Origin of the sequence: Paraburkholderia sp. J76 (assembly GCF_905220295.1) — a bacterium.
GTDB lineage: Bacteria > Pseudomonadota > Gammaproteobacteria > Burkholderiales > Burkholderiaceae > Paraburkholderia.
Window position 1 is genome coordinate 1 of sequence record NZ_CAJMZJ010000027.1, and the last position, 13,184, is coordinate 13,184.

A 13,184-nucleotide genomic window follows, 5' to 3' on the forward strand; every position below is an offset into this window, starting at 1 on the left:
CATTGGTGAGCGTCACCGGCTTCGATGCATCCGTGCCGCCCAGCGTCAGCATGTCGTGCGCCGAGCTGTCGTACTGCACGGCATTTGCGATCTTGTTGCCGAGGTTCGTGACGTCGCCCGACAAGTTGGTCACGTTGCCAGCGATGTTGGTCACGGCACCCGAAAGAGTCGAGACGTTTTCGTTCGTCGCGAAGAGCTGTGCACCGTTCACAGCATCGGTACTCGATGCGTTGAGCGCGCCGTTCGCCACGTTGGTGAGCGTCACCTGCTTCGATGCGCCCGTGCCGCCCAGTGTCACGCTGTCATGCGCCGACGTATCGTAAAGCACCGCGTTGCCGGAAAGCGTGGCGGTCTGGCCATTGAGGGCCGAAAGGGCTCCGGCGACATTGCTATACGTCCCGCCCGCCACCGTGTAGGTCGGCGCCTGAATCGAGCCGTCAGCCGCATTCACGCCGGCACCGCCGCCCAGCGCGCTCGTCACGCCCTTGAGCTGCGCGACGTTCACCGCGTCGGTGTCGTTTTGACCGGCAGCCATGTTCACGATGCGGCGCGTATTCGCCTGATTCTGGAGCGTGTACGGCTGGCCGTTCGCGTCATAGGCGACGTAAGAACTCGTACCGTCGTTACCCACCGATACCGTGTTCGCCTGATTTGCCACGGAACCCGAACCCAGGGCCACGGCATCGCTGGCAGACGTATAGGACTGCACGCCGACGGCCGTACCTGCCGTTGCAGACGTGTACGCGCTCGAGCCGATCGCGATCGAGCCGGCACCCTTGGCGCGCGCCATGTCCGACGGAGGCGTCGAACCGACCGCGTTGCCCACGCCCGCTACCTGCGAATAGTACGCAGCCGTGTTGTAGGTCGTGTTCAGCCCCGATGTGTTCACACCCGAGCCCGACGACGCACCCAGCATTCTGGCGCCCATCAACAGGGGCGCAGAAGATCCGACCTGGCCCGCCATCATGATGTCGTACACCTGGCCTACGTTCGCCGCGTCGGTATCCTGAATGCCGTTCGCGACGTTGCTGATGACCGTACCCTTTGGCAGAAGACCATCTGCGCGATTGCCGTTTGCGAAATACTCGCTGTTGCCTTGGCCCGGATCGAGCACAATGTGCGCGTTAGCTGTGCCAACGGTGTTCGGAACGTAAAGGACGGCCGGATTGCTAACGTTACCGTTGGCGTCCGTGACAAAGCCCCCGTACGTGTAAGCTGCCGGGTTCGACGACGGCGCCTGCGCGCCCCAACCCGCCGTAGTCAACGTGTTGTGGATTTTCGTGACATCGCTATTGACGTTGGTAATCGACGCGTTCACGCCATAGAGTTGCGCGCCGTTTACGGCGTCTGTGCTCGACGCGCTCACGGTAGCTGCTGCAACGTTGGTCAGTGCCACGACTCTGCTCGTGCCGCTGCCACCCAGCGTCACGCTCGATTTGGCCGAACTGTCGTACTGGACCGCATTGATCGACCCAGCGATATTAGTGATCTGCTGCTGCACGGAGTACAGTTGCGAGCCGTTCACCGCATCCATGCTTGCATTAGACACCGTTCCGTTCGCGAGCGAAGTAATCTTCGTGCCCGACATGTAGGCGCCCGAATTGAAGGTCGCCAGGCCACTGGTCGTCGTTGCGCCACTCAGTGCAATCCCAGACGGACCGACGAGTGTCACCGTCCCAGTTGCAGACGAAACCGTCGAGCCGACATAAATCGCAGCCTGGCCGCTTGCCGGCCAGCTGTTTGCCGCCTCGTCGATCACCACGCCACTTGCATTTCCGGACTGGCAATTTCCAATCGAACCACTATAAGTTCCGCTCGTATTTTGAGGCCACAGCCCCGTCCCATAGCCGTTCCCGTTGCTCGAGTTACACGCATAGACGCCAGCCATTGCGGACGGAGCAAAGGCCAGAAGCCCCACGCCCGCGGCAACCACTGCGCCGCCTGTCACGAGCGCTTTCGAGGCCTTTTTACAACGCCCCCTCGCATTCTCCTGCACGGCAACCCACGTCCCCGTGGATTCGTTCCAGACTGATCTGTATGTCTTGTTCATTCTTTGCCCTGATTAAAGACGAGTGACGAAACACCGGACGAGGCGGCGCTTTTTAAAAATCCGCGCCGACTACGTCAACAACGCAATGGAACCGATCCGCTTTCGTGGGAAAACACTGACAGAATTAAACGGGTCGAATGCCATAACATTGGCGACTTTATTAATCAGGAACTGGAATTGACATAAGAGAACTCTTAAACAAAAAAAACCGGCGCATGCAGCACTCGGCGCCTCTCAAAGCGCGAATTGTCCACGGTTCTCTCTACTCGATTGCTGAGAAAAATCTGAGATTACACAAGATATTTCTCAAAGTTCTAGGAGACAAAAAAATACCCACGCTTAGGAGAAATTTAGATGGCGACGATCGGCTATTTACTACACAAATAATCATTTAATACTCATCTCAAAGCAGGAATTTCCTACAGAAAAATCGGCGCATCGATATTCTCGTCCAATAATTTTGGTCAGTATCCTCAAGCCCCGTTTTTGCCTTAACTCGTTTGCGCTGACCCAATTGCCCAAGTCTCGCTGCCAGCTCGATTAATCTGCAGCAGCGATCATTGTGGCGTCAGCACAACAGTGTCCGCTACGATCTTTTGAGATTTGTCCTATACCTCCTTCACCGTCAGCCAAATAGAATTTGGACGTCGGGAAACGCTGACACAGGGCTGAGGCTCTACGCAAATCAAAGCCGTAACGCATAACCGCGCGCCAGTTTTCGGCGCCGCCGCCATACCTACCGCGCCCATCCGTTTCCTTGTCTCCAGGCCATCGGCCTTCACCGTCACACCAAGGAAACGTGATGTACCGCATGTTGATTCTTCCCATTGCCAGTCTTCTCGCCGCTTCCGCTCTGGCCACGCCCACGTCGGCTCCGAACCCGATCCCCGAGCGCCTCCAGATCGAGTTTCTCGAACATCAGTGGACGCAGGCGGCTGCCAGCGGTGATCGCCCGGTGCTCGACGATCTGCTCGACGAGAAGTTCATGGAGATATTTCCAGGCGACGTGCGCCGCACCAAGCGCGACTTGCTGGCTGCCGCGGCGCTGCCGTCGGGTGGCTCACAAGTGCTTGAGGATGTCAGGGTGCAGGTGCTGGACAACGTCGCGGTTGCGACCGGCATCAACCGGTACACACCCGCGGCGGGCTACAGGACGATCGAATATCGCTTCACGGACGTGTTCGTGAAACGCGAGAACGGCTGGCGCGTGGCTGCGGCGCGCATGCGCCAGAACGGAACGGGCAGCATTTGAGGCTGCCCGTCGAGGCAAGGGAAGGAAGAGCGATCAGAAGGGCTTGATGACGGCCAGCGCAACGGCCGCCAGCATGCCCAGCACGGGCAGTTCGTTGAAGAGGCGATACCACTTGTCCGAGCGGCGATTCTCGCCACGCTCGAAGGTCCTGAGCAGGCGTCCGCAGTAAGCGTGGTAGGCGATCAGCAGCACCACCACGCCTACTTTCGCGTGGATCCATCCCTGGCCGCGCCCAATGCCCACCACGAGCCACAACCATAGCCCGCACAGCAACGCGGGCACGGCGATCATGGTCATGAAGCGATACAGCTTGCGCGCCATGACAAGCAGGCGCTTGACGGCCGCGGGCTCCGTTTCCATCGCGAGATTCACGAAAATGCGCGGCAGATAGAACAGGCCGGCGAACCACGAAGCGATCAGTACGATGTGAAACGTCTTGACCCAGAGCATCGACATTTTTTTCTTCTCGAAGGCGAGGGAGCGGTCCGGCGGCGCGCTTCAAACCGCGCCGCCGCGCCCGAACGATTTACTGGCGGCCTTCGCCGTGTCCGAGCACGACGTACTTGAGCGAAGTCAGGCCTTCGAGGCCCACCGGGCCGCGCGCGTGCAGCTTGTCATTGGAAATGCCGATTTCCGCGCCGAGACCGAATTCGAAGCCGTCTGCGAACCGCGTCGAGGCGTTCACCATCACGCTCGCCGAATCGACTTCGCGCAGGAAGCGCATCGCACGGTCGTGGTCTTCGGTCACGATCGCATCGGTATGGTGCGACCCATACGTGTTGATGTGCTCGATCGCAGCGTCGAGCGTATCGACCACCTTCACCGCCAGAACGGGCGCGAGGTACTCGGTGCGCCAGTCTTCTTCCGTGGCGTCCACGAGCGGACCCACGCCAGCGTCCGCAAGAATGGCGCGTGCCGCGGCGTCCACGCGCAGCTCCACGTCCTTTTCCCGATAGAGGCAGCCAAGCGGCGGCAGCACCTCATGCGCAATACCGCGCGCCACGAGCAGCGTCTCCATTGTGTTGCAGGTGCCGTAGCGGTGCGTCTTGGCGTTGTCGCACACGGTCAGCGCCTTTGCGAGGTCGGCCCGGTCGTCCACGTACACGTGGCAGATGCCGTCCAGGTGCTTGATCATCGGCACGCGCGCCTCGGCCATCAGGCGCTCGATCAGGCTCTTGCCGCCGCGCGGCACGATCACGTCCACGAATTCCGTCATGGTGATGAGCTTGCCCACCGCGGCGCGATCGGCGGTTTCCACCACCTGCACGGCCTCCTGCGGCAGACCCGCCGCCGCGAGGCCCTCGCCAATCAGCTTCGCGAGCGCCGTGTTGCACTCCAGCGCCTCGGAGCCGCCGCGCAGGATCGTTGCGTTGCCCGACTTCAGGCACAACGCCGCGGCGTCGATCGTCACGTTCGGCCGCGATTCGTAGATGATGCCGATCACGCCGAGCGGTACGCGCATCTGCCCCACCTGAATGCCGCTCGGACGGAACTTGAGATTGCCGATCTCGCCGATCGGGTCGGGGAGCGCCGCTACCTGGCGCAGGCCTTCGACCATCGTCCTGAGCGCCTTGTCAGAGAGCGTGAGGCGGTCGATGAAGGCCGCATCGTTGCCCTTCTCCTTCGCACGTGCGAGATCGCGGGCATTGGCATCCTTCAGTTGCTGCGCGTCGCGCTCGATGGCCTTGGCCACCGCTTCGAGCGCCGCATTCTTCGCGGCCGTCGAGGCCCGTGCCATCGCGCGCGAGGCTTTGCGGGCGCGGCGGCCGAGGTCGGTCATGTACTGGTCGATATCCATGGTGTCTTTCGTCTTGCGGCGCGTGAGCGCAGCCGGATGGATGCGTCAAGCGCGGTTCGATTCAAAGCGGCTCAATACGGCTCAATGTGGTTCAGGCCGATTTTAAGGCCAGCCGCCCGGGTTTGCTGGACCTGGCCTGGCGGCGCACCGTGCGCTACTTGCCGCGCGGCGGCCATAAAAGCAGGCGTCGAAGCGCCGGTTCGGGCAAACGTGAAGCGCGTTAGCCCGGTCGGCGCGACGACCCTGCGGGTCGCGGTCGGGCCGCTGCCGCTGCCGCGGCGGCCGCCGCAGCCGGGCTGCGTGGCTGGGAGCCCGGCTGCGTGCGCCCCGGCGCCGCGGCGCCGTGCGCCGGCGCTGCGCCCTCTCGGGGCGCGGCCACTTTCATCGCCAGTTCGAACAGGCCATCCCAGGCGTCGGGCGGCAATGCATTGCGCCAGTCACTGCGCGATTGACCCGAAAGCCCCTTCACCTGACGGTCCAGGCGCGCCGCGAGCGCGAGACCGCGCTCGAGCGCCGCTTCACTGAGGCGCGCAAGCGCCGGCCCGATGAGCCGCTCGCGCGGCCCCCACACGCGGTTCTCGCGCAGCAGCATGGCGAGCGGCTTGCCCGCCGCCACGCCGCGCTTGATACGCAGCAGCGTGCGAATTTCCTCGACCACGGCCCACAGCACGAGCACCGAAGCCTCGCCTTCCCCCTGCAGCCCGTCGAGCATGCGCGCGAGGCGCCCGACATCGCCGGTCAGCATGGCTTCGTTGAGCTTGAAGACGTCGTAGCGCGCGACGTTGAGCACGGCGTCGTGGATCTGCTCGAAGCCGAGCGCGCCTTGCGGATACAGCAGCCCGAGCTTCTGGATTTCCTGATGCGCCGCCAGCAGATTGCCTTCCACACGCTCCGCCACGAATTGCAGCGCACGCCGGCCGTCCTCGCCGGGCGCAACGCGCTGGCCTTGCAGCGCGAGCCGCTGGCCGATCCAGTTCGGCAGCGCCGCGCGCTCGACCGGGTCGATCTTGATCGCCACGCCGCTCTCAGCCAGTGCCGTGAACCACGCGGACTTTTGCGTGGCGGCGTCGAGCCGCGGCAGCGTGACTAGCATCAGCACGTCGGGATTCGAGCTAGCGGCGAGCGTCTTGAGCGCGTCGGCGCCTTCCTTGCCGGGCTTGCCCGAAGGAATGCGCAATTCCACCAGTTGGCGATCGCCGAAGAGCGACATCGACTGGCTGGCCCCGAGGAGCGAACTCCAGTCGAAACCGCGCTCGACGGTAAACACCGAGCGGTCCGTAAAGCCCGCCGCGCGCGCGGCCGCGCGAACGCGGTCGCACGCCTCCTGGGCAAGCAGGTGCTCGTCGCCATAGACGACGTACAGGCCGGCCAGCCCTTTCGCGAGGTGCGGTTCGAGTGCGTCGGGTCGCAGTTGCATGGCGCTCGGTCGAAGATCACTCAGTCAATGAAAACAGCGTGGGCACAGCGCGCATTACAGCGGCGGCGGCGGCAGCGGTGCGCGCGGCGCGACCCCCGGCACGACCTGATCGGGCGTCGGGTTGATCGTCCTCAGCACGGCAAGGCGCCGCATGAGCTGGTCAACGGCGTCGTTCTGCATGTCGGTGAACAGCAGATCGGCCTCCTGCGTCTTGGCAGTCGAGAACTGATCGCTATAGGTCATCGCGCGGTTCAGCGCAATCACGCTCGGCTGGATCAGCACCGTGCCGTCCGGTTTAGTCAGCACGTAGTTCAGCGAGTAGTTGACCTGATATTCCACGACTGCGCCGAGCGAATTGAGCGTGAGCGTGCTGAAATTGCGCACTTCGGTCACGCGCAGCACGGCGTCGGCATTGGCCACCGAGTCGACCACGACCGAATCGCTGCCGCCTTCGACCATACGCGAGAGACGCCCGACGAGCGGCGGCGGCGCGCCGACGACGGCGAGGCGCTTGAAAGCGAAGTTCTCCTCGCCGCGCAACTTGAAACCACAGGCCGAGAGGGCCAGCGCACTGGCCGCCGCGAGCGGGAACAACCTGAGGAACGATCTGCGAATCACATGGACTCCCTGGGTTCGCAACAGTGTCTGGGTGGCGGCGCAGGGCTGCGCCGCCAGCGTGGCCGTTATTGGCTCTTTAGACCACGACGTTCACGAGGCGGCCCGGCACGACGATGATCTTCTTCGGTGCGCGGCCTTCCGCGAATTTGACGAACATCTCGTGCGCGAGTGCAGCCGCTTCGATCGCATCCTTCGGCGCGTCCGTGGCCACCGTCACGGCGCCTCGCACCTTGCCGTTCACCTGCAGCACGAGTTCGATCTCGGCCTGTTCCAGCGCCTTTTCGTCGACCTTCGGCCAGGGCGCGTCGAGCAGCGTGCCGTATTCGTCGGCGTAACCGAGCGCCTTCCAGAGTTCGAACGCGATGTGCGGCACGACCGGGTACAGCACGCGCAGCAGCACGCCAAAGGTTTCGCGCTGCACGCCGGCGCCCGCACCCTTCGCGCCGTCGATGGCGTTGAGCATCTTCATCGCCGCCGAAACGACGGTGTTGTACTGCAGGCGCTGATAGTCGAAGTCGGCCTGCTTGAGCACGCCATAGACTTCGCGGCGCAGCGTTTTCTCGACGTCCGTGAGCGCCGCCGCGTCGAACGAGGCGCGCGACTTGATCGCGTCGGCGTTCGCCTGGCCGAAGGCCCACACGCGGCGCAGGAAGCGGCTCGCGCCTTCCACGCCCGCGCCCGACCATTCGAGCTGCTGCTCGGGCGGCGCCGCGAACATCGTGAAAAGACGCGCCGTGTCCGCGCCGTACTGGTCGATCAGCACCTGCGGGTCCACGCCGTTATTCTTCGACTTCGACATCTTTTCCACGCCGCCCAGCACCACGCTCTGGCCGTCGCTGTTGAGCGTCGCGCCGATCGGGCGGCCCTTGTCGTCGTGCGTCACGCTCACGTCGGCCGGGTTGTACCAGGTCTTCTTGCCCGCCGCGTCTTCGCGATAGAACGTTTCGTTGAGCACCATGCCTTGCGTGAGCAGGTTCTTCGCCGGCTCGCCGAATTTCACGAGACCGAGGTCGCGCGAGACCTTCGCCCAGAAACGCGAGTACAAGAGGTGAAGAATGGCGTGCTCGATGCCGCCGATGTACTGGTCCATCGGCATCCAGTAGTCGGTGCGCTCGTCGACCATCTGCTTCGCGTCGGGCGCGGCGTAGCGGTAGAAGTACCACGACGAATCGACGAACGTGTCCATCGTGTCGGTTTCGCGCTTCGCGTCGGCGCCGCACGTCGGGCACTTGCAGTTCAGGAATGCTTCGGACTTCGCGAGCGGGTTGCCCGTGCCGTCCGGCACGAGGTCTTCCGGCAGCACGACCGGCAGGTCCTTTTCCGGCACCGGCACGTCGCCGCAACTCGGGCAATGGATGATCGGAATCGGCGTGCCCCAGTAGCGCTGGCGCGAGATGCCCCAGTCGCGCAGGCGCCACGTGACCTGCTTGTCGCCGAGATCGAGCGCCTTGAGGTCGGCGGCGACGGCGTCCACGGCCGCCGTGTAGGCGAGGCCGTCGTACTTGCCGCTGTTCACGCACACGGCGCGTTCCTTGTCGCCGTACCACTCCTGCCAGCCGTCGAGCGAGTACGTCTCGCCTTCCACGGCGATGACCTGCTTGATCGGCAGGCTGTACTTCTGCGCGAACGCGAAATCGCGCTCGTCGTGGCCCGGCACGCCCATCACGGCGCCTTCGCCGTAGGTCATCAGCACATAGTTGCCGATCCACACCGGCACCTGCTCATGCGTGATCGGGTGCGTGACGGTGAAGCCCGTGGGCACGCCCTTCTTTTCCATCGTCGCGACGTCGGCTTCCGCCACGCCGCCGCGCTTGCATTCGTCGATGAACGACTGCAGTTCGGGCTTGCCCTGCGCGAGACGCGTGGCGAGCGGGTGCTCGGCGGCAATCGCGGCGAAGGTCACGCCCATGATCGTGTCGGCGCGCGTGGTGAACACGCGCAGCAGCTTCTTCTCGCCGTCCAGCTCGTACGGGAAGCCGAAGTTCACGCCGAAGCTCTTGCCGATCCAGTTCTGCTGCATGATCTTCACGCGCTCGGGCCAGCCGAGGCCGTCGAGGTCGTTGAGCAGTTCGTCGGCGTACTGCGTGATGCGCAGGTAGTACATCGGGATTTCGCGCTTTTCCACGAGCGCGCCCGAGCGCCAGCCGCGCCCGTCGATCACCTGCTCGTTGGCGAGCACGGTCTGGTCGACCGGATCCCAGTTCACCGTGCCGGTCTTCTTGTACGCGATGCCCTTTTCGAGCATCTTCAGGAAGAACCACTGGTTCCACTTGTAGTAGTCGGGCTTGCAGGTGGCGATTTCACGCGACCAGTCGATGGCGAGACCCATCGACTGCATCTGGCCCTTCATGTACTCGATATTGTCGTACGTCCACCTGGCCGGCGGCACGCTGTTGGCCATCGCGGCGTTTTCGGCAGGCATGCCGAACGCGTCCCAGCCCATCGGCATCAACGTGTTGTAGCCGTTCATGCGCAGGTAACGGTACATCACGTCGTTGATCGTGTAGTTCCGCACGTGGCCCATGTGCAGCTTGCCCGACGGATACGGCAGCATCGAGACGCAGTAGAACTTGGGCTTGTCGGCCTTCTCGGCCGTCCGGTAAGCGTCGGTGGCGCGCCATTCGCCTTGCGCGGCGGATTCGACGTCGGAGGGAACGTATTTTTCGAGCATGGTGTGGGTGGTGAACGCTGGAAACGGGCGGTTTCGGTGCCGGATGCACCGGGCCGGCCGTTCACGATACCGGCAGATTGCGGCGGTTTCGCTGGGCCCGTTTTAAAGGAAACGTTGATTATACCGTTGACTTGCGCACGCTCAGTGCGCCGTTCAGTGCGCGCCGGCGGGCGGCTCGGTCACGAAGCCAAGGCGCGTGAGCCCGGCTTGCTGCGCGGCGCCCATCACCTGGGCGATCACGTCGTAGCGGGTCTCGCGCGCGGCGCGCAGTTGCAGTTCTGGCTGCTGCGACTCGGGCGCTTTGCCCGCCGCCGTGAAGCGCGCGCGCAGGTCTTCCAGCGTGATGGGCTGCGCGTTCCAGTAGAGCTTGCCGGCGGCGTCGATCGAGAGCGTGACGGTCTGCGCCGTTTGCTGCGCGGGCTCGGCGGCGACCTTCGGCAAATCGAGCCGGATCGCGTGCGTGAAGAGCGGCGCGGTGATGATGAAAATGACGAGCAGCACGAGCATGACGTCGATGAGCGGCGTCATGTTGATGTCCGACATCGGTGCCGCGTCGCGCTTCTTTTCGAGTCCGCCGAATGCCATTCGCGTGGCCTCCTACGACTCGGCGCGCGCGCCTTCGCGCATCGCGCCCTGCGCGCTTTCCCGGCGCAGCGGCGCGCCTTCGGGCGCGCAGGCATAGGCGTGCAGATCGTGCGCGAAACCGTCGAGATCGTCGCAAAGCTGGCGCACGAGGCGCCCGAGCACGTTATAGGCAAGCACGGCCGGAATCGCGACCACGAGGCCGAAAGCCGTCATGATGAGCGCCTCGCCCACCGGGCCGGCGACATTCTCGATCATCGCCTGGCCGCTCGCGGCAATGCTGCCGAGCGCATGATAAATGCCCCAAACCGTGCCGAGCAGCCCCACGAACGGCGCCGTGCTGCCCACCGAGGCCAGCAGCACCTGCCCGAACTCGAGCCGCCGCTGCGACGCCTGAAGCGCGCCGCGCAGCGCGCGCAGCACGCGCTCGCCGCGATCCACGCGCGCGAGCATCATGCCGGGCGCGTCGGCTTCCTCGGCGGCGAGCGCCGCCTGCGCCAACGGCAGGAACACGCGTTCGCGGTCGAGCCCGCGCATCGCGGCCACGCCGTCCGCAAGCGTGCGCGCCTGCCAGAAGCGCGCAACGGCGCGCGGCCCCTGGCGCTTTGCGCGCAGGAGGATCCAGCTTTTCACGACGAGAAAGCACCAGCTCGCGACCGACATGGCGAGCAATACCCACGCGACCGCATGGGTGACGGCGTCGCCCGACTGCAGATAGTGAATGACTCCGGAATTCGCTGCCATCGGACCTCGCTCACTGTCTGTCCGGCGCCGACGCCGGACCAAAAGGGAAACGCTCAGCGCAAGCCGAGCACGTCCTGCATATCGTACAGGCCGTTGGCCTTGTCCTGCAGAAAGCGGGCGGCGCGCACGCTGCCTTGCGCGTACGAAAGGCGGCTGGAGGACTTGTGCGTGATCTCGATGCGCTCGCCGATGCCCGCGAACAGCACCGTATGATCGCCGACGATATCGCCGCCGCGAATCGCCGAAAACCCGATCGTCGAGGGGTCGCGTTCGCCCGTCACGCCTTCGCGGCCATACACGGCGCATTCGTCGAGATTGCGGCCGAGCGCTTTCGCCACGGCTTCGCCCATCGCAAGGGCGGTGCCCGAGGGCGCGTCAACTTTGTGGCGATGATGCGCCTCGATGATCTCGATGTCGTAGCCGGTTTCGAAAAAGCGCGCCGCGTATTCGAGCAGCTTGAGCGTGACGTTCACGCCCACGCTCATGTTGGCCGCGAACACGACGCCGACCTTTTGCGCGGCCGCGCCGAGTTGCGCCTTTTGCTGGGCGTCGAAGCCGGTCGTGCCGATCACCATCTTCACGCCGTGGCGCTGCGCCGCCTCGAGGTGCACGAGCGTGCCTTCGGGACGGGTGAAGTCGATCAGGCAGTCGCTTTGCGCAAAGACGTGCTCGATGTCGTCGGTGATGCGCACGCCGGTGTCCTTGCCGAGGAACGCGCCGGCGTCCTGGCCGACAGCGGCCGAACCCTTGCGCACGAGCGCGCCCGAGAGCGTGACGTCGGGTGAATTCAGAACGGTTTCGATGAGCATGCGGCCCATGCGGCCCGATGCTCCGGCGATTGCGATTTTCATGAGTCTTCCTGCCAATGTTCCGCTGGCCGCGGCGCGCGGTTGCCGTCAGGCGCCATCAGGCCCCCCGGCGCCACGAAGCGCCACCGCCAAAAAACGCGGCGGCCGGTAGTGACGCCCCGGCCGCCGGATCGAGGCGTGGCGCGACTTCGCGCACCCCGCCATGCTTGTTTTACCGGCTGGGTAAGCCGGATCAGTTGCTCGGGGTCGCAGCGGCCCCGGAAGCCGGCACCGTGGGCGGCGCGGCGAGCGACGAATCCCGCGCGGGGCCCGACGGCGGCGTATTGGTGTCGCCGGTGCCCTGCGCGCCGACTGCCGGACCGACCGGGTTGCTCTGCGGCACGCCCTGGATTTGCGGCTGCGGCTGGCGATGCAACTGCACCTGCGACGGCATCGTGCCCACATTCTGCGGCAGCGCCGACGATTGCGGGTTGCCCGCGCGCACGGAAGGCGTGAGGCCGGTGGGCGTTTGCACGGCTTCCGTGGCGCGGTTGGCGGCGGCGGCGGCCTGCGCGTTGGCGTCCTGCGGCAGCGCATTGGTGGCCGTGCCGAGTTCGGACGACGGCGTGCGCGCCGTGTCGCCCACCGTCGGGCCGGTCGCGCTCGAACCCTGGTCGGGCGTGCCCGCGGCAGCCGCCACCGGCGCCGAAGCGCCCGAGGCCGGCGCTGCCGCCACGGCCCGCTTCCTGCCGCTGCGGTCGCCGTCGATTTCGGCGAGCAGTTCGAGGTTCGACGGCAGGTCTTCGCCGCCCGACCAGCTTGCTACGCGGTCGCCTTCGAACAGCACCACGAAGTCGCGCTGCTGAACCACGGAAGTCGAGCCGCGCTTGAAATAGAAGATGTAGTCCCAGCGGTTCGCATGGAACATGTCGGTAAGGAGCGGCGTGCCGAGCAACTGCTTGACCTCGGCCCGGGACATGCCCACCTTCATCTGCGCCGCGGCTTCCGCCGAGACGAAGTTGCCTTGCACGATGGTAATGCGGTAAGGCGTAATGGTCTGGGCGATGCTCTGCGTCACGCTGTTGTAGGTGGAACAGCCGGCGAGCGCCGCGAACGCGGCCGCAGCCAGCAGGGTGCACGCCAGGCGGCCGCCGTGCATGCGCCGGCCGATCGTTGTGAATTTCGGAATCATTTCCCTCACCGTGCGGGCTTTTCGCGAAGCCGCGCGTATTCTGTAGAAGATCGTTCGAAGTTCCGGCGAAAA

At 64.8% G+C, this 13,184-nt stretch carries 10 protein-coding genes and 2 pseudogenes; 1 reads left to right on the plus strand and 11 read right to left on the minus strand.

What is annotated here, in order from left to right:
• Positions 1-1,588: pseudogene (locus tag U5768_RS31065) on the minus strand (hypothetical protein); the annotation flags it as partial.
• A 327-nt stretch (positions 1,589-1,915) separates the two neighbouring features.
• Positions 1,916-2,050 (minus strand): annotated as a pseudogene (locus tag U5768_RS32015) (ESPR domain-containing protein); the annotation flags it as partial.
• An 802-nt stretch (positions 2,051-2,852) separates the two neighbouring features.
• Here U5768_RS32015 and U5768_RS31070 point away from each other — a divergent pair.
• Positions 2,853-3,302 (plus strand): nuclear transport factor 2 family protein, encoded by a 450-nt coding sequence (locus tag U5768_RS31070; protein WP_322034151.1) that lies wholly within the window; start codon positions 2,853-2,855, stop codon positions 3,300-3,302.
• Between the two features lie 33 nt (positions 3,303-3,335).
• On the opposite strand, the gene U5768_RS31075 is transcribed toward U5768_RS31070, so the two are convergent.
• The 9 genes from U5768_RS31075 to U5768_RS31115 all read right to left on the minus strand — a co-directional run bounded on the left by U5768_RS31075 (position 3,336) and on the right by U5768_RS31115 (position 13,112).
• Positions 3,336-3,758 (minus strand): CopD family protein, encoded by a 423-nt coding sequence (locus U5768_RS31075; RefSeq protein WP_322034152.1) that lies wholly within the window; start codon positions 3,756-3,758, stop codon positions 3,336-3,338.
• Between the two features lie 70 nt (positions 3,759-3,828).
• On the minus strand, positions 3,829-5,100 hold the full coding sequence (locus U5768_RS31080) for a glutamate-5-semialdehyde dehydrogenase (protein WP_322034153.1): 1,272 nt from the start codon (positions 5,098-5,100) through the stop codon (positions 3,829-3,831).
• A gap of 220 nt (positions 5,101-5,320) precedes the next feature.
• Positions 5,321-6,517 (minus strand): DNA polymerase III subunit delta, encoded by a 1,197-nt coding sequence (gene holA, locus U5768_RS31085; RefSeq protein ID WP_322034154.1) that lies wholly within the window; start codon positions 6,515-6,517, stop codon positions 5,321-5,323.
• 54 nt (positions 6,518-6,571) lie between these two features.
• Positions 6,572-7,135 (minus strand): LPS assembly lipoprotein LptE, encoded by a 564-nt coding sequence (gene lptE / locus U5768_RS31090; protein WP_322034155.1) that lies wholly within the window; start codon positions 7,133-7,135, stop codon positions 6,572-6,574.
• Positions 7,136-7,211: 76 nt separating this feature from the next.
• Positions 7,212-9,806, minus strand: a complete 2,595-nt coding sequence (leuS, locus tag U5768_RS31095; protein ID WP_322034156.1) for a leucine--tRNA ligase — start codon at positions 9,804-9,806, stop codon at positions 7,212-7,214.
• A gap of 153 nt (positions 9,807-9,959) precedes the next feature.
• The gene (locus U5768_RS31100) at positions 9,960-10,391 is read right to left on the minus strand and encodes a biopolymer transporter ExbD (RefSeq protein ID WP_322034157.1); all 432 of its coding nucleotides are present in this window, start codon (positions 10,389-10,391) and stop codon (positions 9,960-9,962) included.
• A gap of 12 nt (positions 10,392-10,403) precedes the next feature.
• A complete protein-coding gene (locus U5768_RS31105) occupies positions 10,404-11,132 on the minus strand; it encodes a MotA/TolQ/ExbB proton channel family protein (RefSeq protein ID WP_322034158.1) in 729 nt (242 codons plus the stop codon).
• A 53-nt stretch (positions 11,133-11,185) separates the two neighbouring features.
• Positions 11,186-11,983 carry a 4-hydroxy-tetrahydrodipicolinate reductase gene (gene dapB / locus U5768_RS31110; protein WP_322034159.1) on the minus strand — a complete coding sequence of 266 codons (798 nt, stop codon included), beginning with the start codon at positions 11,981-11,983 and terminating at the stop codon, positions 11,186-11,188.
• Between the two features lie 190 nt (positions 11,984-12,173).
• On the minus strand, positions 12,174-13,112 hold the full coding sequence (locus U5768_RS31115) for an outer membrane protein assembly factor BamE (protein WP_322034160.1): 939 nt from the start codon (positions 13,110-13,112) through the stop codon (positions 12,174-12,176).
• Between the last annotated feature and the right edge of the window lie 72 nt (positions 13,113-13,184).

What these genes read in the sequence shown, in the direction of transcription:
- U5768_RS31070 (WP_322034151.1), top strand. Translation starts at nt 2,853, where the DNA reads ATGTACCGCATGTTGATTCTTCCCATTGCCAGTCTTCTCGCCGCTTCC.
- U5768_RS31075 (WP_322034152.1), bottom strand. Translation starts at nt 3,758, where the DNA reads ATGTCGATGCTCTGGGTCAAGACGTTTCACATCGTACTGATCGCTTCG.
- U5768_RS31080 (WP_322034153.1), bottom strand. Translation starts at nt 5,100, where the DNA reads ATGGATATCGACCAGTACATGACCGACCTCGGCCGCCGCGCCCGCAAA.
- holA (WP_322034154.1), bottom strand. Translation starts at nt 6,517, where the DNA reads ATGCAACTGCGACCCGACGCACTCGAACCGCACCTCGCGAAAGGGCTG.
- leuS (WP_322034156.1), bottom strand. Translation starts at nt 9,806, where the DNA reads ATGCTCGAAAAATACGTTCCCTCCGACGTCGAATCCGCCGCGCAAGGC.
- U5768_RS31100 (WP_322034157.1), bottom strand. Translation starts at nt 10,391, where the DNA reads ATGGCATTCGGCGGACTCGAAAAGAAGCGCGACGCGGCACCGATGTCG.
- U5768_RS31105 (WP_322034158.1), bottom strand. Translation starts at nt 11,132, where the DNA reads ATGGCAGCGAATTCCGGAGTCATTCACTATCTGCAGTCGGGCGACGCC.
- dapB (WP_322034159.1), bottom strand. Translation starts at nt 11,983, where the DNA reads ATGAAAATCGCAATCGCCGGAGCATCGGGCCGCATGGGCCGCATGCTC.
- U5768_RS31115 (WP_322034160.1), bottom strand. Translation starts at nt 13,112, where the DNA reads ATGATTCCGAAATTCACAACGATCGGCCGGCGCATGCACGGCGGCCGC.